The 19,348-nt window shown below is 59.7% G+C and carries 22 protein-coding genes; 7 read left to right on the top strand and 15 right to left on the bottom strand.

Features of this window, described 5'->3' with window-relative positions:
• Positions 1-22 precede the first annotated feature (22 nt).
• From ABIB44_RS03000 to ABIB44_RS02940, 13 genes are all read right to left on the bottom strand, one after another.
• Positions 23-220 carry a hypothetical protein gene (locus tag ABIB44_RS03000; protein WP_354583138.1) on the bottom strand — a complete coding sequence of 66 codons (198 nt, stop codon included), beginning with the start codon at positions 218-220 and terminating at the stop codon, positions 23-25.
• A 143-nt stretch (positions 221-363) separates the two neighbouring features.
• Entirely contained in the window at positions 364-1,743 is a 1,380-nt protein-coding gene (locus ABIB44_RS02995; protein WP_354583137.1) for a dihydrolipoamide acetyltransferase family protein, read from the bottom strand.
• Positions 1,744-1,968: 225 nt separating this feature from the next.
• Positions 1,969-2,364 carry a hypothetical protein gene (locus ABIB44_RS02990; RefSeq protein WP_354583136.1) on the bottom strand — a complete coding sequence of 132 codons (396 nt, stop codon included), beginning with the start codon at positions 2,362-2,364 and terminating at the stop codon, positions 1,969-1,971.
• A gap of 74 nt (positions 2,365-2,438) precedes the next feature.
• Positions 2,439-2,807, bottom strand: a complete 369-nt coding sequence (locus ABIB44_RS02985) for a hypothetical protein (RefSeq protein WP_354583135.1) — start codon at positions 2,805-2,807, stop codon at positions 2,439-2,441.
• Between the two features lie 134 nt (positions 2,808-2,941).
• Entirely contained in the window at positions 2,942-4,288 is a 1,347-nt protein-coding gene (gene accC, locus ABIB44_RS02980) for an acetyl-CoA carboxylase biotin carboxylase subunit (RefSeq protein WP_354583134.1), read from the bottom strand.
• A 143-nt stretch (positions 4,289-4,431) separates the two neighbouring features.
• Entirely contained in the window at positions 4,432-4,902 is a 471-nt protein-coding gene (gene accB, locus ABIB44_RS02975; protein WP_354583685.1) for an acetyl-CoA carboxylase biotin carboxyl carrier protein, read from the bottom strand.
• 147 nt (positions 4,903-5,049) lie between these two features.
• Positions 5,050-5,613: an elongation factor P gene (efp, locus tag ABIB44_RS02970; RefSeq protein ID WP_354583133.1), complete on the bottom strand. Its 564-nt coding sequence runs from the start codon at positions 5,611-5,613 to the stop codon at positions 5,050-5,052.
• A 154-nt stretch (positions 5,614-5,767) separates the two neighbouring features.
• Positions 5,768-6,772 (bottom strand): beta-ketoacyl-ACP synthase III, encoded by a 1,005-nt coding sequence (locus ABIB44_RS02965; protein WP_354583132.1) that lies wholly within the window; start codon positions 6,770-6,772, stop codon positions 5,768-5,770.
• 148 nt (positions 6,773-6,920) lie between these two features.
• On the bottom strand, positions 6,921-7,862 hold the full coding sequence (gene plsX, locus ABIB44_RS02960; protein ID WP_354583131.1) for a phosphate acyltransferase PlsX: 942 nt from the start codon (positions 7,860-7,862) through the stop codon (positions 6,921-6,923).
• 118 nt (positions 7,863-7,980) lie between these two features.
• Positions 7,981-8,211, bottom strand: a complete 231-nt coding sequence (rpmF, locus tag ABIB44_RS02955; RefSeq protein ID WP_354583130.1) for a 50S ribosomal protein L32 — start codon at positions 8,209-8,211, stop codon at positions 7,981-7,983.
• 68 nt (positions 8,212-8,279) lie between these two features.
• Positions 8,280-8,837 carry a YceD family protein gene (locus ABIB44_RS02950; protein WP_354583129.1) on the bottom strand — a complete coding sequence of 186 codons (558 nt, stop codon included), beginning with the start codon at positions 8,835-8,837 and terminating at the stop codon, positions 8,280-8,282.
• Between the two features lie 80 nt (positions 8,838-8,917).
• Positions 8,918-9,952: a 4-hydroxythreonine-4-phosphate dehydrogenase PdxA gene (pdxA, locus tag ABIB44_RS02945; RefSeq protein WP_354583128.1), complete on the bottom strand. Its 1,035-nt coding sequence runs from the start codon at positions 9,950-9,952 to the stop codon at positions 8,918-8,920.
• A 140-nt stretch (positions 9,953-10,092) separates the two neighbouring features.
• Positions 10,093-11,550 carry a leucyl aminopeptidase family protein gene (locus ABIB44_RS02940; RefSeq protein WP_354583127.1) on the bottom strand — a complete coding sequence of 486 codons (1,458 nt, stop codon included), beginning with the start codon at positions 11,548-11,550 and terminating at the stop codon, positions 10,093-10,095.
• A 240-nt stretch (positions 11,551-11,790) separates the two neighbouring features.
• Here ABIB44_RS02940 and rsmA point away from each other — a divergent pair, with 240 nt between their 5' ends.
• The 6 genes from rsmA (at position 11,791) to ABIB44_RS02910 (ending at position 16,567) form a co-directional block, all read left to right on the top strand.
• Positions 11,791-12,621 (top strand): 16S rRNA (adenine(1518)-N(6)/adenine(1519)-N(6))-dimethyltransferase RsmA, encoded by an 831-nt coding sequence (gene rsmA / locus ABIB44_RS02935; RefSeq protein ID WP_354583126.1) that lies wholly within the window; start codon positions 11,791-11,793, stop codon positions 12,619-12,621.
• 67 nt (positions 12,622-12,688) lie between these two features.
• Positions 12,689-13,084: a hypothetical protein gene (locus ABIB44_RS02930; RefSeq protein WP_354583125.1), complete on the top strand. Its 396-nt coding sequence runs from the start codon at positions 12,689-12,691 to the stop codon at positions 13,082-13,084.
• Between the two features lie 12 nt (positions 13,085-13,096).
• Positions 13,097-14,062 (top strand): NAD(P)-dependent oxidoreductase, encoded by a 966-nt coding sequence (locus ABIB44_RS02925; RefSeq protein WP_354583124.1) that lies wholly within the window; start codon positions 13,097-13,099, stop codon positions 14,060-14,062.
• Positions 14,063-14,163: 101 nt separating this feature from the next.
• Positions 14,164-14,640 (top strand): transcription elongation factor GreA, encoded by a 477-nt coding sequence (gene greA / locus ABIB44_RS02920; protein WP_354583123.1) that lies wholly within the window; start codon positions 14,164-14,166, stop codon positions 14,638-14,640.
• A 160-nt stretch (positions 14,641-14,800) separates the two neighbouring features.
• On the top strand, positions 14,801-15,631 hold the full coding sequence (locus ABIB44_RS02915) for a nuclease A inhibitor family protein (protein WP_354583122.1): 831 nt from the start codon (positions 14,801-14,803) through the stop codon (positions 15,629-15,631).
• Positions 15,632-15,736: 105 nt separating this feature from the next.
• On the top strand, positions 15,737-16,567 hold the full coding sequence (locus ABIB44_RS02910; RefSeq protein WP_354583121.1) for an alpha/beta hydrolase: 831 nt from the start codon (positions 15,737-15,739) through the stop codon (positions 16,565-16,567).
• 5 nt (positions 16,568-16,572) lie between these two features.
• Here the strand turns inward: ABIB44_RS02910 and ABIB44_RS02905 are convergent, their stop codons facing one another.
• Positions 16,573-18,042, bottom strand: a complete 1,470-nt coding sequence (locus tag ABIB44_RS02905; protein WP_354583120.1) for a DNA/RNA non-specific endonuclease — start codon at positions 18,040-18,042, stop codon at positions 16,573-16,575.
• Positions 18,043-18,053: 11 nt separating this feature from the next.
• On the opposite strand from ABIB44_RS02905, the gene ABIB44_RS02900 reads away from it, so the two are divergent.
• Complete coding sequence (locus ABIB44_RS02900) at positions 18,054-18,242, top strand: hypothetical protein (RefSeq protein ID WP_354583119.1); 189 nt, start codon at positions 18,054-18,056, stop codon at positions 18,240-18,242.
• A gap of 204 nt (positions 18,243-18,446) precedes the next feature.
• On the opposite strand, the gene ABIB44_RS02895 is transcribed toward ABIB44_RS02900, so the two are convergent.
• The gene (locus ABIB44_RS02895) at positions 18,447-19,316 is read right to left on the bottom strand and encodes an alpha/beta hydrolase (RefSeq protein ID WP_354583118.1); all 870 of its coding nucleotides are present in this window, start codon (positions 19,314-19,316) and stop codon (positions 18,447-18,449) included.
• Between the last annotated feature and the right edge of the window lie 32 nt (positions 19,317-19,348).

Raw genomic sequence — 19,348 nt, 5'->3', positions numbered from 1 at the left:
TTTTAATGTATTGCGGCGGGCTTCACTGGGGTACGCCGCCCGGCTGCTTCTTCTGCAAGGGCGCGAGTTGATTCTGCAGCTGAAACGTGACTTTCTGGCAATCAGCAAAGCGTTGCTCCGATACTTGCAGGGCCTTTTCGGTGGTGGTGAGTTGCTGATACAAATAGCCGATTAGGCCCAGAGCAAGTATCAGCGCCCCGAGGAAGATGAGGTTTTTCATGAGTTAATAGATAAAACAACGTCATGCTGAGCGCAGCCGAAGCATTTCGCGTTTGGTAGAAATCCCATTGGCTGGGTTTACTATTGCACGCGAGATGCTTCGGCTGCGCTCAGCATGACGTTCGAATTAATGCAGATGATGCGCTAAATCGCCGTGTTTGGGTCGAACTGCTCCAAATAGTCAGCCACCCGGCGCACGAACATGCCGCCGAGCGAGCCGTCGACTACGCGGTGGTCGTAGCTGTGGCTCAGGAACATGAAGTGACGAATGCCGATGAGGTCGCCCTGCGGTGTCTCAATCACAGCCGGCTTCTTTTTGATGGCTCCCACGGCCATGATGGCTACCTGCGGCTGCATGATAATGGGCGTGCCCATCACGTTGCCAAATGAGCCCACGTTGCTCAGGGTGTAGGTGCCGCCTTCGAGGTCGGCGGGGGTGAGCTTGTTGATGCGGGCGCGGGCAGCCAGGTCGTTCACCTTCTTGGTCAGCCCGTTTAGGTTCAGCTGGTCGGCGTTGTGGATGACGGGCACAATGAGGTTGCCGCTGGGCAGGGCCACGGCCACCCCAATGTTGATGTCACGCTTCTTGATGATAAAGTCACCGTCAATCGACACGTTAATCAGCGGGTAATCCTGGATGGCGCGGGCCACAGCCTGAATGAAGATGGGCGTGAAGGTGAGATTTTCGCCTTCGCGCTTCTTATAGGCATCCTTGTGCTTGTTGCGCCAGTTCACGATGTCCGTCACGTCGGCTTCCACGAAGCTGGTGACGTGGGGCGAAATCCGCACCGAATCCACCATGCGCTGGGCAATCATCTTGCGCATGCGGTCCATCTCAATCAGCTCCTGGCCGCCGCTCACGCTCGGGGCGGGTTTAGTGCTGACTGCCGAAGCAGCCGGAGCTGCTGTTGGGGTTGCTTGCGGTTGCGCCGCCGGTGTTGCGGCCGGGGTCGGAGTGGCAGCAGGCGCAGCATCGACAGCGGTAAACGAAGGCTTGCCGGCCGCCACATAGTCGAGAATGTCTTTCTTCGTCACGCGGTTTTCTTTGCCGGTGCCGGGCAGGTATTCAAGGTCGCTCATGCTCACCCCTTCTTCGCGGGCAATGCTGAGCACCAATGGCGACAGGAAGCGGCCGGGCTGATGCTCGGCTCCGGCTACCGGGGCGGCCTGGGGCGCAACAGCCTCGGGCACGTAAGGAACGGCGCTACCGTTGCTCGAAGGAGCAGGGACGGCCTGCGGGGCGGCGGGGGCGCTGGCCGGAGCAGCAGCACCAGCGGCGGCCGCATCCGTTTCCATGATGGCGATGGGCGCGCCCACGGCCACAACTTGGCCTTCCTGCACCAGAATTTCCGTCAGCACCCCGGCATAAATGGCCGGCACTTCGGTATCTACTTTGTCGGTGGCTACTTCCAGCACCGATTCGTCCTGCTCGATTGCGTCGCCAACTTGTTTAAGCCATTTCAGGACGGTGCCTTCCATGATGGATTCGCCCATCTTGGGCATCGTCATTTCCACTCGTGCCATAGGTAAGGAGGGGTATTTGAGGGTAAGTGAGGGTGGGGTGGGAGTTTAGCTAGCACTGACCTTGCGGTTGGTGCCGCAAAGGTAGCCAGAAAGCCGAACGCCCTCGCCGCTTCCTGCTGCTGGCGGGTTCTGCGGGTGTTGCGGGCCGCCGATTGGTTTGAAGCCGAACCCGGTAAAGACTACTTGCAACCAGCAATAGCCACAACTATGCCTTCCAACTGCGGTCTAATTCATCGCCCGAAAATGCTTATCGCGCAAGCGCCGACGTACCTCCGGCGGCAGGGACCAGCCCTGCTCGTACTGGCGCACGATGAGTAACTCACGGTCCGCACCGTAGCGCAGGGCTTGCCGCAGCCCAATTACCGTCGAAACCACCGTAAGCAGAGCATTCACGCCCACCATATCGTATTCGCCCCGCGCCGAGCTGGATATCATGCCGACGATGCTGGCGGCCCCGGTGCCCAAGGCACCTTCAGCCGAATGGCGATGCTTTTTGAAGAGCTGATGCACGGCAAAGGCTGAATCGCGCACCGGGTGGGACAGGGGAAGTAGGGTTTGGGCCGCGCCGGGCAGCGGCAGAACTGCCAGGAGCAGCCCACCCATAAAACCAATACAGCGCATCAAAGGGAAAGAAAAAATGGCCACGATTCCCGTTTAGGAGTCGTGGCCATTGGAGGTGGTTGCATAGGTGCTGGCTACTCGGTCACCGTAATTTCCGGCAGGCCTTCCTCCGTCAAATCGCCGCCCGTCTCCGCCGCGTTCTGCTTAAACTTCGAGAAGCAAATGGTACGGTTCGAAGCAAAGCGGCTGGTGGGGTCATTGATGATGACAACGTGCGGGAAGGTGCCGAACTCTTTGCCCTCGTATAGCAGCGTTTTTTTGATGCCCAAATCCGGCTTGTTCACCACGTCCACATAAATGTTGCGGCCCACGCCCTTCGGCCCCGGCTTGGCAAAAAGCACCGTGGTTTCGATGCTACCGTTGCAGGAATCGGCGCAGGAGGTGAGGATGAAGCAACTTGCGACCGCTACAGTAACCAAAGGTTTGAAGGAATAGCGCATCATATTTGGAAGTGAATGCTAAGCCCCAGCGTGGCGGCATTCGTCGGAGCAAATGTCAGCCAGCCGGGGCTGTGGGCCAGAAATTGGTGTGAACGTGCTACTAATAGGTTGCCACGCTCAGGCTGAATAATGGGTGCTTAAATCGTCGAGAAATCGAACGACTGCTCCAGGAAAGCCGTCGTGAAATTGCCCGCCTTGAAATCCTCGTTATCCATCAGCGCGAGGTGGAAGGGGATGGTCGTTTTCACGCCTTCCACCACAAACTCGCTCAGGGCGCGCTTCATTTTTACGATGCACTCCTCCCGGGTCTGGGCCACGGTGATGAGCTTGGCAATCATCGAATCGTAGTTGGGCGGGATGGTGTAACCCGCGTACACGTGCGTATCGACGCGCACGCCGTGACCGCCGGGAATGTGCAGGGTCGTGATTTTGCCGGGAGCCGGGCGGAAGTTATTGCGGGGGTCCTCGGCGTTGATGCGGCACTCCATTGCGTGCATTTTCGGGAAGTAGTTTTTGCCCGAAATCGGAATACCCGCCGCCACCTTGATTTGCTCCTTGATTAGGTCGTAGTTGATGATTTCTTCCGTCACCGGGTGCTCCACCTGAATGCGGGTATTCATCTCCATGAAGTAAAAGTCGCGGTTGGCATCCACCAGAAACTCAATCGTGCCCACGCCCTCGTAGCCAATGGCCGAAGCGCCCGCAATGGCCGCCTTGCCCATTTTCTCGCGCAGCGCGTCCGTCATAAACGGCGACGGCGCTTCCTCCACCAGCTTCTGGTGGCGGCGCTGGATGCTGCAGTCGCGCTCCGAAAGGTGCGCGACGTGCCCGAACTGGTCGCCCACAATCTGCACCTCAATGTGGCGCGGCTGCACTACGTACTTCTCCAGGTACATGCCGTCGTTGCCGAAAGCAGCTTTCGATTCCGTGCGCGCATCGTCCCAGGCTTTCTGGAATTCGTCGTCCCCGTGAATGATGCGCATGCCGCGCCCGCCGCCGCCGGCCGTGGCCTTGATGATGACGGGGTACTTGATTTTGTTCGCCAGCTTCTTGCCCTGCTCCACCGATTCGAGCAGGCCCACTGAGCCGGGCACCACCGGCACGCCGGCCTTAATCATGGTGGCTTTGGCCGTGGCCTTGTCGCCCATCTGGTTAATCATCTCGGGCGAGGCCCCGATGAACTTGATGCCGTTTTCGGCGCAGATGCGCGAGAATTCCGCGTTTTCCGAAAGGAAGCCGTAGCCGGGGTGAATAGCATCGGCGTTGGTGATTTCGCAGGCCGCAATCAGGTTGGGCATGCTCAGGTAGCTGTCTTTGGAAGCGGGCGGCCCGATGCACACGGCCTCATCGGCAAATTTCACGTGCAGGCTTTCCCGGTCGGCCGTCGAGTACACGGCCACCGTTTTGATGCCCATTTCCTTGCAGGTACGGATAATGCGCAGGGCAATTTCGCCCCGGTTGGCGATGAGTATTTTCTTGAACATGGGGGTGGGAACGTCAGGGTTAAAACCTGTCATCCTGAGTATTTTGCGAATAAAGCAAAGTCGAAGGACCTTATCACGTTTGAACGACTCGTTCCGACTTGATAAGGTCCTTCGCTCCGCCCAGGATGACAAATGGGGGAAAACTACTCAATCAAAAACAGCGGCTGGTCGTATTCCACCGGCGTGGCGTTGTCCACGAGTGCTTTCACGATGCGGCCGCTTTCCTCGGCTTCAATCTCGTTGAACAGCTTCATCGCTTCGATGATGCAGATAACCTGGCCTTTCTCCACCATGTCGCCCACCTGCGCAAAAGCGGGGGCATCGGGGCCACTGCTGCGGTAGAACGTGCCAATCATTGGGGCTTTCAACGACTTGTAGTTGCCGGCCGGTGCTTCGGCCGGGGTCGGAGCAGCGCTGGCTGCCGCGGGAGCCGCGGCAGGAGCCGCCACCGGAGCCGGGGCTGCTGCCGCTACCGGAGCCGCCGCGCTGAACACCGTTTTGGTATTGGGGTCGCGCTGCACCGAGATTTTAAACTCTTCGGTTTCAATGTTGACCTTGTTCAGGCCCGACTTGGCGATAAAATCAAGCAGCTCCTGTAATTCTTTGGCTTTCATGGCAGCGTCTTTTTCCTTTTTGGGCGAGTTGGACATATTCTTTAGCTGCTAGCTATAAGCTGCTAGCTGTTAGCTTTTGCAGAACGTCAGCCAACAGCTGAGGGCCGGATAAAGGGCCCCGCTGGCAGCTAACAGCTCAATAAGAGGCTACTTCACGCGCTCGACGTAGCTGTAGTCGCTGGTTTTGATGCGGATTTTAGTGTCAACATCAACGAACAGCGGCACTTGGATGCGGGCCCCGGTCTCTACGGTAGCAGGCTTGAGGGTGTTGGTGGCGGTGTCGCCGCGCAGGCCCGGCTCAGTGTAGGTCACCACGAGGTCCACGGTGGTGGGCAGTTCGGCGGTCAGGGGCTGTTCGGTTTCGGCGTGCATGAGGATGGTTACCTCCTGGCCTTCCTTCATAATATCGGCGAAAGGTACCAGCTCCTCAGGCAGTACTATCTGCTCGAAAGTGCTGTTATCCATGAAGTTATAGCCGTAGTCGTCTTTATACAGGAACTGGTGGGGGCGCTGCTCCACCCGGGCCGTTTCCACCTTCACACCCGCGTTGAAAGTGTTGTCGATGGTGCGGCCGGTTTTGATGTTGCGCATCTTGGTGCGCACGAAGGCGGGCCCTTTGCCGGGCTTCACGTGCTGAAACTCGGTGATGACGTGCAGCTCGTTGTTGTAATTAAGGACGAGCCCGTTGCGGAAGTCGGCGGTTGATGCCATTTTATTTGAGCTATTAGCTGATAGCCGTTAGCTATTAGCTTATTGTGGGTGTTTTAATTTATGCCATTAAGCAATGGTCGTTAACCATCGGCTATCAGGAAATCCAAAGGAGGGACAAAGCTAACAACTGGCAGCTATAAGCTAACAGTCACTTCTAGGCTGCTTTATCGCCATCGTACGCCCATTTGATATAAATGGAGCCCCAGGTGAAGCCACCGCCAAAAGCCGCGAGTATGAGATTGTCGCCCCGGCGCAACTGGCTTTCGTAGTCGGACAGGCACAGCGGAATGGTGGCGTTGGTGGTGTTGCCATAGCGGTCGATGTTGAGCATCACCTTCTCGGGCCCCACGCCCATGCGGTTGGCGGTGGCATCGATGATGCGCTTATTGGCCTGGTGGGGTACCAGAAAAGCCACATCATCCTTGCTGAGGTGATTACGCTCCATTACCTGGGCGGCCACGTCGGCCATGCTCTTCACGGCAAACTTGAATACCGTGGCTCCTTCCTGATAGATGTAGTGCTCCTTGGCATCCACGGTGGCATGCGTTGGGGGGCGGCGGCTGCCGCCGGATTTCTGGTGCAGGAAAGCTTCGCCCGAGCCATCGGTACGCAACACCTGGTCGAGAATACCGAAACCGTCGGTGCTGGGTTCGAGCAGCACGGCCGCCGCTGCGTCGCCAAACAGGATGCAGTTGGCGCGGTCGGTATAGTCCACGATGGCCGACATCTTATCGGCTCCCACCACAATCACCTTTTTGTGCGTGCCGGCCTGAATGTATTGCGCGCCCGTGGCCAGCGCAAACAAGAAGGTCGAACACGCCGCGTTCATATCAAAGCTGAATGCCTTGGTGATGCCCACGCCGTTGGAAATGATATTGGCCGTGGCCGGAAAAAGCAAATCGGGCGTGGTCGTGGCGCAAATCAGCAGCTCCACCTCATCGGGGTGGGTACCGGTTTTCTCCAGCAATCGCTGCACCGCCTGAATGCCCATCACGGAAGTACCCTGGTTTTCGCCCTTCAGAATGCGTCGCTCCCGAATGCCGGTGCGCGACAAAATCCATTCATCGTTGGTATCCACCAGCTTCTCAAGCTCGGCATTGGTAAGCACATAGTCGGGCACATAGGAGCCCACACCAGTGATGGCGGCAGTAATCTTCATACGGGCAAAAGTAGGCGGGGCAAGCGTAAAATGGGAAGGGGGCGGCGGCGCGACCGGCGCTAGCCACCCAACGTCCCGGCAATGAGTGCCCAAGCAGCTAAAAAAAATCCGGCCGAAGCCGGAGGTTTTTCACCACCGGGAACCGGAGTTAAGACTTAAAAGTAGCCTTAATTTGGTCAACAATTCCGGAATCGGCCATTTTGAAGCCCTGCATCAGCATGTTGCCGATGGCGCGGGGCGTGCTGCGGCCATGCCCGATAATGGCGTTGTCGTTAATGCCCAGAATGGGCGAGCCACCCACCGACTCATAGTTGAAATGGTCGAAAAACGGGTCATGAATTTTCTTTTCCTCCATGGCATCATAAATCGATTCCGCCATTTTCAGAATAATATTGCCCGTAAAACCATCGCATACAATAACATCAGCTTTATCGTTGAAGAGGTCGCGCCCTTCGATATTGCCCACGAAGTTGATGTGTGGATTGGCCTTCAAGCGCTGGTGAGCTTCCTGAATGATGGGCGTGCCCTTGCCTTCTTCCTCGCCGATATTCATCAGCCCCACCAGCGGCTGGGCAATGCCCAGCACATGTTGAGCATACAGCGAGCCGAGCTCGCCGAACTGTTCCAGCATCTCGGGCTTGCATTCGGCGTTAGCACCCACGTCGAGTAAAATTCCTACGCTGTTGTGCAGCTTGGGTAAGAAATTGGCAATGGCCGGGCGCATCACGCCGGGCACCGTTTTCACAGTGAACATGGCCCCTACGAGCATGGCACCCGTGTTGCCAGCCGAGCAAAAGGCATCGATTTCGCCGGCGAGAAGCATTTTGTAACCTATGGCAATGCTCGAATCCTGCTTCTGCTGGAAGGCTTTGGCGGGGTGCTCGCCCATGTCGATAACCTGCGACGCGGCAATGAACTCGAGGGCGGCACCGGCGGGGCCGGCGGCCTGCAGCAAGGGACGCACCGCGTCCTCCTGCCCGATAAGGACGATGGTGGCCCGGCCGGCGAGTTCTTCGGCAGCTAGCAGGGCACCCGCCACGGCGGCTTGGGGGGCGAAATCGCCGCCCATTGCGTCGAGGGCTATTTTCATGAAAAAGGTGTTTGGAGGGAGGTCAGCGGAAAGCAAAAGTACCAAAAATCCGGCTCCGCTGGCTTAAAAAAGGAGCGAAGCCGGACCAAGTGGTGCCGCGAAGTAACAACCAAACGCGCTATTCGTCGTCTTCGGCAACGTCGGCCGCAGGGGCGGCGTTGGTCTTAGCGTAGTTTTTGATGGCCAGCTGGCCGTTGTGGTACAGGTCGCCGTCGACCATATAGGCCTTGTGGCGCAGGTGCAGCTCGCCCGTGTTAGGGCACAAGGTCACGGCCTTAGGAGTCAGCTTGTAGTGGGTACGACGCTTGTCGCGAACAGCGGTGGAGGTGCGGCGCTTAGGATGTGCCATGGTTTAGTTGAAATTAGGGGATTGAAGTTGCGGTTAACGAGTGGGGAGCGACTCGGGGCACTGACGGTTTAATTCAGGTTGCGCAGCGCGGCCCAACGCGGGTCGGCCGGCTCGTCGTCGTCGGGCGCATCATCGGCAGGACGGGTGCTGAAGATGTGCTTGGTCGGCGCGTCGGGGTTATCATCGGCCTCGTCCTGGAAGCGCGGATGCAGCTTCTTCATGGGCAGGGCCAAACCAATGTAGTCGTATAGATGCTGAGCGAGCGGGAGGACCTGCGTCTCGGGCGTGATTTGCAGCACGTTGTCGTCCAGCTCTTTGGCCTCATCGCCGAAGCGCACCAGCAGCTGCTCGTGAATGTCCAGCGGCTGAGCAAACTCATCGAGGCTCCGGTCGCAGGTAAGCTGCACGGTACCGGTAATGTGAAAGTTGAGCGTCATCAGCCGCTCGGTTTTCACTACCTCCACATCGGCGTGCAACTGGCCTTCATCAACCAAAGGCTGGTCGAAAAGGGCAAAAAAGTCGGGACCCAGCTCGAACTCAAACTGATGCGTTTTCAGCGTCAGTCGGGCAAGGTTTAGGTCGAATTGGCTTTCTTTTTTCACGGTCGGCTCTGTAGCAGGGGGCAAAAGTAGTGAAAATTCGGCTTTTTGCCAAAAAAAGCAGCCAACTTTCTCTACCGTAGCCTCTTCAAAAAGCTATTCTGAAACTACCGCGCCGAGCGGGGCTGGGCGTCTTCCCAGCGTTGCTTCCAAATATCGCAGGCCAGATACACGGCGGCGCGAAACGATGATTCGTTGGCTTTGTACTGGCCGGCTAGGCCGTAGGCCGTGCCGTGGTCGGGCGAGGTACGGACTACGGGCAGGCCAGCCGTGAAGTTCACGCCGCGCTCGAAGGCCATGAGCTTGAAGGGAATCAGTCCCTGGTCGTGGTAGAGCGCCAGCGTAGCGTCGAACTGGCGGAACTGCTGGGTGCCAAAATAGCCATCGGGCGGGAAGGGACCCACGACGAGGTGGCCATCGTGGGCAAACTGCTGAATGACGGGCGACACAATGTCGCCTTCCTCTTTGCCCAAAAGGCCGTTTTCGCCGGCGTGGGGGTTGAGGCCGAGCACGGCGATGCGCGGCTTGAGGATGCCAAAATCGTTTTTCAGCGACTTGAGGAGCAGGGTGATTTTAGTGCGCAGCAGCTCGGCCGTGAGGCGGGCCGGCACATCCTTCAGTGGGATATGGCCGGTGACGGTGGCAATGCGCAAGCTGGCGTCCTCGTCCACCAGAAACATGAGGCTCTCGGGAGCTTCGAAAAAGCTGGTGAGAAACTCGGTGTGACCGGGGAAGCGGAAGTCGTCGGCCTGGGTATTGTCCTTGCTGATGGGGGCCGTCACGAGGCCGTCTAGCTTGCCGGCTTTTAGGTCGCGGGCGGCGCAGAGCAGGCTTTCGCGGGCGGCCGCGCCGGTGGCGGGGGAGGGCTGGCCGGGGGCCAGTACAAAATCCTCGTCCCAGCACGTCACGGCGTTGAGGCGGCCGGGGGCGATATCGGCCGCGTCGCGCAACTGGCGAAACTGCAGGTGCTCAGAATCGGCGGGAGTGGGAAAATCGTCGAACAGCGCCGTGGCCGTGCCGTAGATAACGGGCGTGCAGAGTTTGAGCAGGCGCTCATCGAGCAAAGTTTTGTAAATGACTTCGGGGCCGATGCCGGCGAGGTCGCCCACGGAAAAGCCGAGGCGGGGGAGGTTTTGGGGCATATTGTTAATACTAGGGCGTCATGCTGAGCGAAGCGCAGCGGAGTCGAAGCATCTCTACCTTAATACTATTCAATACTGATGGCAACGAAGCGGTAGAGATGCTTCGACTCCGCTGCGCTTCGCTCAGCATGACGTTCTATCTACGCCAACTGCTGCTGAAAGAACTCATACAAAAGCCGCACGCCCGTGCCGGTGCCGCCTTTGCCCCGGTAGTTCTCGGGGGCCGTTAGGTACGCGGGGCCGGCAATGTCGAGGTGTACCCAGGGGTAGCCCTCGGCGAAACGCTCCAGGAATTTGGCGGCCGAGATGTGTCCGGCTTCGCCTTTGCCCAGGTTGCTGAGGTCGGCGATGTCGGACTTGATGTGGTCGGCGTACTCATCCCAGAGCGGAAACTCGACGAGACGCTCGTGCACGGCGTGGCCGGCTTGGGCGAGCTGCTGCATGGTGGCGGGCCCGGCAGTGCCCATCGAGGCGGAGGCTTCGGTAGCCAGGGCGCGCACGGCGGCCCCGGTGAGGGTGGCCAGGTCGATAACCAGTTCCGGCTCGTAGCGCTTGGCGAAGCTGAGGGCGTCGGCAAGGAGCAGGCGCCCTTCGGCATCCGTGTTTTTAACTTCGACGGTGAGGCCGGAGTGCATCGTGATAACGTCGCCGGGGGCGTAGGCGAGGCCGCCGGGGCGGTTGTCGGTGGCGGGCACCAGGCCGATGACGTGCAATGGCACCGCGTTTTTGGCTAGGGCGAAGAGCGTGCCGGCCACGGCCGCGCCGCCGGCCATGTCGCACTTCATCATGTCCATGCTGTTGGGCGTGGGCTTGAGGCTGAGGCCACCGGTATCGAATACCACGCCCTTACCGACGAGGACGTAGGGCTTCTCGTTTTTGGCGTTAGCCGGCTTGTATTCGAGGATGCTGAAGGTGGGCGGCTCGGGCGAACCGAGGTTGACGGCCAGCAGGCCGCCCATGCGCAGGGCTTCGATTTTGGCCAGGTCGAGGATGTCGGTGCTATAGCCGGCTTCATCGCCGGCCTGGGCCATGCGCTCAGCAAACTGCACGGCATTCAGCTTATTGAGCGGGGCGTTGACGAGGTCGCGGGCCAGCATGACGCCTTGCAACAGGCCGTCGAGCTCGTGGATTTGGGCGACGGTAGCGGCGTTGCCGACCAAGTAAACTTCTTTCAACTCCGGCGCTTTGCGCGACTTCTCGTCGGTTTTATAGCCCTCGAACTGGTAGGCGGTCAGGGCCAGGCCTTCGGCGAGCAGCAGGGCGGCGTTGGGCGTTGCGCTCAGGTTTTGAATGAACACCTCATTGGTTTTTTCGGCCTTTAGCAGGCCGTGCAGCGCGTTTCCGGCGCGCCGCAACTGTTCGGCTACCTGGGCGGCGGTGGGCTTGTCGGCTAGCACCACGAAGTAGTGGTGGTGGCTGAAATGATTGAGGTGAACGAGCTTCTGGTCGCCGGCGAGGGCGGTGGTCACATATTGGCGGGCCGGTCCCGAAAGGTCGCCGACGGCGGCATCGGGCAGGGTGGTAGTGCCTGCGGGCAGGATGAAAACCTGCGTGGCTTGGGCGGGCGCAGCGGCGGCGTGAGCGAGGGCTAGGGACATAAGCGAAGTTGAAGGCCGTAGATTTGAGGCCGCAAGGTACTGTTACGGTGGCGAGGTTTTTCTGACGTTTGGGTTAGAACTTTGACCGCGCTTATTTGAACGTCATGCTGAGCGTAGCCGAAGCATCTCGCTTGCGGTAGTAACCAAGATTGTCGCACGATTGAATTAGTAATGCACGCGAGATGCTTCGGCTGCGCTCAGCATGACGTTCTGTATAACCTCTTACGCCCTCACCACTCCGTGAATACCGTTCGTCCCAAAAAGCACCTGGGCCAGCATTTTCTGGCCGACCCCAACATTGCCCGCAACATCGTGGGTGCCTTGCAGCTGCCCGACGGCGTGCGGGAAGTGCTCGAAATAGGCCCGGGCATGGGCGTACTCACGCAGTACCTGCTCCAGAACCCGGCCTACCAGACCAGCGTGGTGGAAATTGATACCGAGTCGGTGGCTTACTTGAAAGTGCATTATCCGGCCCTAACCGAGCGCATTTACGCAACCGACTTTCTGAAGCAAAGCCTAGCCGTGATGTTCCCGGACCAGCCGCTGGCCATCATTGGCAACTTTCCCTACAATATCAGCAGCCAGATTTTCTTCGCCGTGCTCAACAACCGCCAGCAGGTGCGCGAGGTAGTGGGCATGATTCAGAAGGAAGTAGCCCAGCGCCTGGCTGAGCCGCCCGGTTCGAAAACCTACGGCATCCTGAGCGTGCTGCTGCAGGCCTTCTATAAAATAGAATACCTGTTCACGGTGCCGCCGCACGTCTTCAACCCGCCGCCCAAGGTGGAGTCGGCCGTGGTTCGACTTACGCGTAATGATACCTTGCAACTCGACTGCGATGAGAAGCTGTTTTTTCGGGTGGTGAAGCAGGCATTTCAGACGCGCCGCAAGACGCTGCGCAATGCGCTGAAACCCTTCGGGATGCCGGCCGAAGCCACTACTGACCCCATTTTTGAGAAGCGGGCCGAGCAACTGGGCGTGGCCGAATTCGTGAAGCTGACGCAACACGTAGGCCAGCATATGGTGGGTGGCGCGTTGTTGCCGGATTTGAATATCAGCGACGTTACTGAGTAAATACCGATAAAGTTCTGTGATTATTGGCTCTGACTTTTAATGCCTGATTATCAAATATGATTCGCTAATGACTCTCGGACGCAAAGTTTTAATCGGCGCTTTGTTGATTTTCTGTGGTTGGTATATCGTATCTGATTATTTGTTTGACGATGACAATATCACGCATCTTACCGGTAGATATTACACTGGTAATTATGGTGATGGCGTCGCGCTGCATTTGTATGAGGATGCCGATAAGCCCTATGGTGAGCCATTGTTGGAGCAGGTTTATGCCATACAAATTGGCGGCCGTTATTTAGTTGCACGAGCAGGAGTAGACTTTTATTTCCTGTATCCGATAGCTGCTAAAACAACCGAAGAAGCTCAGCAAAAGAAAATGGGACCTCTGCTGAAAGCTGAATTGATGAATAAGCTGATTCAGCTAAATGGTGATACGCTACTCCGCACAACAGGGCCCTTCTAGCTTGTAATTATAATGAGTACCTGTCTAGTTGTCGACGAAATGCACCCCTCGCTGCAACCGCTGTTGCAAAGCATCGGGGTCGAAATAGATTATCAACCAACTCTCACCGCCGCCGAGGTGCCCGCCGCCCTTGCCGCGCAGCCCTACGAGGGTCTGATAGTGCGGAGCAAGCTGCGCGTAACCGCCGACCTGCTGACCCACGGTCCGCAGCTGCGCTACGTGGCCCGCGCCGGGGCTGGCACCGACAATATCGACGAAGCCGCGATGGCGGCGGCCGGCGTGACGCTGCTGAATGCCCCCGAGGGCAACCGCGACGCGGTGGGCGAGTTTGCCGTGGGCCTGCTGCTGGGGCTATTGCGCAACATCGTGCGGGCCGACCACGAGGTGCGCCAGGGGCAGTGGCGGCGCGAGGCCAGCCGGGGCGAGGAAATCGGCGGCAAAACCATTGGCCTGCTGGGCTATGGGCACATGGGCCGGGCCTTCGCGCGGCGGCTGGGAGCGTTTGGCTGCACGGTGCTGGCGCATGACAGCGACCCGGAAGTTACCACCGACGGCCATGCCACGCTGGTGCCGCTGGCTGAGCTACAGGCGCGGGCCGATGTACTCAGCCTGCACATTCCGTACTCGGTAGCCAACCACCATTTTGTGGATGCCGCGCTGCTGGCTGGTTTCGCCAAGCCGCTTTGGGTGATGAACACGGCCCGGGGTGAAGTGGTGGACCAGGCCGCGCTGGTGCAAGCCCTGCGGGCGGGCTCGGTGCGCGGCGCGGCCCTGGATGTGCTCGATAATGAGAAACTCAATAGCCTCAGCTCAGCGCAGCAGGCTACGTTCGATTTTCTGAAAACGGCTCCGAATGTGGTGCTCACGCCGCACGTGGGCGGCTGGACATTTGAGAGCTATGCGCGCATCAATGAAGTGCTGGTGGAGAAAATTCAGTATTTCCGGGCGGGCACGTTAGGGGCAGGCGCGGGGAGCTAATTCGTTTTGCGTATCTTTGCTGAGAACCTAAGGAGGGAGAACGGTTGGCAGTGCCAGCCGTTCTCCTTGCTTTTTAGCCAAACCGTCAAGCCTCTACTCTCATGGCCACCACCATCAACTATTACACCCCCGAGGGCCTCCAAAAACTGAAGGATGACCTTCAGGACCTCAAAGTTCGCGGCCGCGCCAAAGCCGCCGAGGACCTGCGCGAAGCCCGCGACAAGGGTGACCTGAGCGAGAACGCCGAATACGACGCCGCCAAGGACGCGCAGGGTCTGCTGGAACTGAAAATCTCGAAGCTCGAAGAAGTGCTGGGCAATGCCCGCCTCATCGACGAAACCAACATGGATTTCAGCAAGGTGCTCATCATGAGCAAGGTGAAGCTGAAGAACCTGAAGAATAACATGGTGCTCGACTACACGCTGGTGGCCGAGGAGGAAGCGAATCTGGCCGCCGGTAAAATCTCGGTGAAGTCGCCGATTGGCAAAGGCCTGTTGGGCAAATCGGCCGGCGACATGGCCGAAATCACCGTGCCAGCTGGCAAGCTGCAGTTTGAGATTCTGGAAATTACGCGGTGAAAATTGGTGCCTGGTTGTTGGTACCTGGTGCTTGGCAATTTGTTTGATGGGCAGTTCCGGAAAGGGGCTGCCCTTTTTTTAGGGCGCTTTCCGGCGTAGGCCGTTACTTGCATCGAATAAAACCAAGCACTAAGCACCAGCCACCAAGTACCAAACTGCCATGCCCTCGATTTTCTCCCGCATCGTTTCCGGCGAGCTGCCGGCATATAAAGTGGCCGAGGATGGCCGCCACCTGGCTTTTCTCGACATCACGCCGCTAGTGGAAGGCCACGCGCTGGTGATTCCGAAGAAGGAAGTCGACTACATTTTTGATATGTCGGCCGATGAGCTGGCGGCCCTGCACGTGTTTGCCCAACGCGTGGCCCGGGCCGTGCAGGCGGCCGTGCCCTGCAAGCGCATTGGCGTGGCCGTGATTGGACTGGAAGTACCGCACGCCCACATCCACCTCATTCCAATGAATAAAGTGTCGGATATGAATTTCGCCAACCCCAAAATCAAGGTTCCCGAAGACCGGATGAAGGAGTTGGCCGCCGCCATCGCCGCCAAAGTGGAGGGCGGCAGCGGGCTGGCCGAACCCAAGCCCGCCGGCGCTGCTTCCGATGCGGCCGTGCCCGCCGAGCTGCAAAAGCAAGTGGCGGGCCTGCGATTTATCAGCGAATCGGAGGCTCCGCTCGAAGCAGTGGCCTACGCCGCGCCGGGCGGCGAGCTCAGCAACGCCGCGCTGCTGAAGCTGCTGGGCGAGCCCGCCGATGCCAAAGTGGAAACCGGCGAGCTGACGCAATTTCTGCGCAATCATACGGCCGACGACGGCGTGCTGAGCGACGTGGCCCTCTCGAATCGGTACAAGGCGCTGCAAATGTTCATGAAGCAGGACATGAACGGCGTGCAGGTATACCGCGTGGGCAGTGGCCCGAAAATTCACGCCTACGCCCTGGGCCGGATGATGGATGGCACGTTGGCCGGTTTCAAAACGGTGCTCACGCAGACATGATTACGGGTAGCAGGTCCCGCATCTTTTGATGCCGGCTGCAACGTGGTGGGTGAAAGGCTGTCTGTACCGACAGTTTTTCACCCCCTTTCTTTTTTAGTCCTGACCATGCGCAGTATCCTACTCCTGGCGTATCTGTTCCTGCAAACTGCCGCTGCCTGGGCCCTGAAGCCCAGCCGCGAATGGGTGGCCACCCCCGATTCGCTGGCCCTGCGCTACCAGACCACGGCCCTCGCCACCCCCGACCACGCCCAACTGGCCGGTTGGATTGTGGAGCCCGCCGCCAACGTGCCCGACCAACACACCACGATGGTGCTGGCCTACGGCGACATGAACAACATGTCGCACTGGCTTTACCAGGCCCAGGCGCTGAGCCAGGGCGGCTACCGGGTGTACCTATTTGACTACCGCGGCTTCGGGCACAGCAGCGACTTCGCTATCGAGCGACAGCGGCTGTACTACCCCGAGTTCACCACCGACCTGCGTACCGTGCTGGCCGATGCCCGCCAACGCTTCCCCCGTAGTCGCACGGGCATTATCGGCTTTTCGATGGGCACCATCATGGGCTCGGAAGTGGCGGCCCGGGGCGGGTGCGATTTCCTGATTGCCGAGGGCTACTCGGCCAATCCACAGCGCATCGTAGCCGAGCAGTTCGGGCGCTACCAGAAAACGGTGACGCTGCCCGACGAGGCCGCCGACTACGCGCTGGTAGCCCGCCGCGTGCATTGCCCCTGGCTGCTGGTGGGCGGCACCAACGACAAAAACACACCCCTGGCCGATTCGGTGGTCGTAGCCCGCCAGGCCCGGTGGCGGCAACGCCGGCAGGTGCTCTGCTTCGACGGCGGACACCTGGAAGGGTTTTATCGGCTGACGGAGGCGGCCTACGGCGATAAGTATGTGCGGGAGGTAACGCGCTTTCTGGCCGGAAAGCGAAGCTAGAAGTACTACTCGGCCCGTCCGGTATCTACCAGCTTCTGCAGGCGGGCCTGGGCGTCGCGGGGTAGGGCGCTCAGTAAGTCTAAACCGGTGGCGGCTTCAATTTTATCCACGGAAGTAAGGTACTGCCGCCAGTCGGGGTTCACGGTGTTGTTGTCGTTGGGCGTATCGATGGCCAGCATGCGCACTCCAGGGTCGGTCGCGATGCGCAACAGGTCGTTGGTGCCGTCGGGCAGAATGACCATGATTTTCCAGATGCGGGCCGGCACGGTTACGCGGCCCTGGTCGAGGGTCTGCACGAAGCCGTTGCTGCCGGTTCCGCCGCGCCCGTAGCTGCCCATTACCACGTAGATTTCCTGGCCGCGCTGGATTTGCGAGCGGCCGTATTCTTCGAGGTGAGCCCAGGTTTGCTGATTGTTGTGCGGGGCCTGGGGCACCATGTTGGTCATCAGGAAGGTATTGGAGTTGGCGTCGAGGTCGGCGGTGCGGTCCCCGCTGGGGCAGTTGTGGCCTTTGTCGAAGCCCGAGCGGGCGTAGCTGGCGGGCGTCACTGCATAGAATTGCCGGGGCAGGGCGGCATCGGGCCGAAAGTTGTTCTGGCGCGGGGCCTGGCCGAGGTCGGCCCGGTCGATGTGCCAGCTCACCCAGGTTGGAATGCCACGCGCGGCATTGTAGCCGATGGTGAATTCGGGGTGGACCAGCAGGTAGTTGCTCGCATTGCCGGGGTCGGAGGTAGCGCCGCTGGGGTTGCCGAGGGCCAGGTTGGCATCGTTGGGGTCCTGGGCCGTGCCCGTGCCGGTACCGGCCGGATATTGGCTAGCAGCAGGCGCTGATGCGGCGGGAGTCGGGGGGCTGTTCCGATTCTCGAAATAGCCGCCCGACGCCCCAGTTCCCACGGCGACGGCGGGGCCAGCGGCGGTTTCGAGCACAATGTCGTCGATATCGAGCCGATTTTTAGGGCCGCTGGTTTTGCGGATTTCCAGGCGCAGCGGCTCGTTGGCCAGGCCTGCGAATACGTGCGGTACCAAGGTCGGGCCGCTGGTGATGACGGGCGCACCGGTGCGGGCATAGGTGCGGCCGCCGTCGCGGCTCAGCCACAACTCCCAGGTGCTGGGGCCGTCGGTACCATACGCGGCGGCCGAAATGGTGATGCGCCGTACGCCGGCCCTGGCATCGAAGCGCATGGAAACCCGGCCCAGATTGCGTAGGCGGGCCGCCCGCTCGCCCGATTTATGGTCTTGCGGGCCGCTGCCGACGAGGGCGTCCTGAAAATGCCAGCTGCCAGTAGCGAGCGGCTCGTCGGCCTCCTCATAAGAACCTTTAGAACCCGCTTCGAAGGTTTCGGGAAACGGAGCCGGGGCGGGCTGCTGGGCGGGGCGGGTTTGCGAAGCGCGGGTGGCGGTGGCCGTTTCGGTAGGCTGCTGGGAGCAGGCCAGGAGGCCCAGCGCGGCAAGGGTGAGGTAAGCGGAAGCATGCATGGGGCGAAGATATGCGCCGGCATGCAGCACTCCCGGCCTACGACACCCAGGAGCTGAAGCAGCTGGCGCTGCTGGGCGTGACGGAAGGCGAGGAGACGAGCAACAAAGCCTCCATCTTGGGCGCGCTCATACTGTACCTCGATTTCGTGAACCAGTTCCTATTTCTGCTCCTGCTGCGCATTTTTGGTCGTCGGCGCTAGCCATCAGCGCTGATGGCTGCTTAAGGAAGAGGCCCCGCTGGCATTGCCAGCAGGGCCTTTTACTTTCCTGGTGCCCGGCTATATCGGGACGGCCAGCTACTGCGTCGGCGGGTCGACCTAGCCTTGTTTACCGCCGTTGCTCATGGCATTGGTCCCGGTCTTTTTGAGTGTTTCATCTTCGTGGGGGGCGTTTCAAACGGGATTTTAGCGCGGCACTGCCGCTCCATTGGCCCGCAACACGTTGTTCAAAAACAGCACCTGATAGGGTAGTGCATTCTGCCAGTAAGGCCAGTTGTGGCCGCCGGGACGCTCGGTGTAGTCGTGCGGGGTGTTGGCGTAAAGCAGGCGGCGGTGTACTTCGCGGTTGATTTCCAGCAGGCCATCTTCCACCCCGCAGTCGATGATGATGGGCTGGCCATTGCGGTGGAACTGCTCCAGCAGGCTCAGTACCGAGTTGGCCGCGAAACGCTCGGGATTTTCGGTTTCCGCGCCCAGCACCGGGGCCCAGAGCCTGGCACGAGAGGCCGCGTCGGCGGGCGAAAGCTTGCGGTTGAAAGTCGTCAAATCGAGCGCGCCGCTCATGCTGCCGGCGGCGCAGTACAGGTCGGGGTGGCGGGCCGAGAGGTAGAGGGCCCCGTGGCCGCCCATGCTCAGGCCGGCAATCACGCGGCCCTTGCGGTCGGGCACGGTGCGGTAATGCTGGTCGATGGCCGGAATAACCTCTTTGGTCAGGTAGGTTTCAAACTGGCTGTCGGGGCTCACGGGGCTATCGAGGTAGAAGCTGAAGGTTTCGCCCTCCGGAGTCACGATAATCAGGTTGTACTCATCGGCCAGCCGGTGCAGCAGCAGCTTGTCGGGCGTCTTGTTCAGCCAGTCGCCGAAGTGGCCCCAGGCCCCGTGCAGCAGATACAGCACCGGGTAATTGGCTTTTTTATTCTTCGCGTAGGAAGCCGGGACCACCACCGCGGCGCGGTAGGTTTTGTGCATAGCCGCGCTCGGAATGTCCAGGGTATCGACGCGGGCCGCGTGGGCGGTGAGGGAAAATAGGAGGAGGGCGAGGAGGAGGAAGCGCATGGAGAAATGGATGGAAGGGGATAACAGAACGT

This window comes from Hymenobacter sp. UYCo722, from assembly GCF_040547115.1.
In the GTDB taxonomy this organism is placed as follows: Bacteria; Bacteroidota; Bacteroidia; order Cytophagales; family Hymenobacteraceae; genus Hymenobacter.
This window is presented reverse-complemented; position numbering and strand designations above follow the sequence as displayed.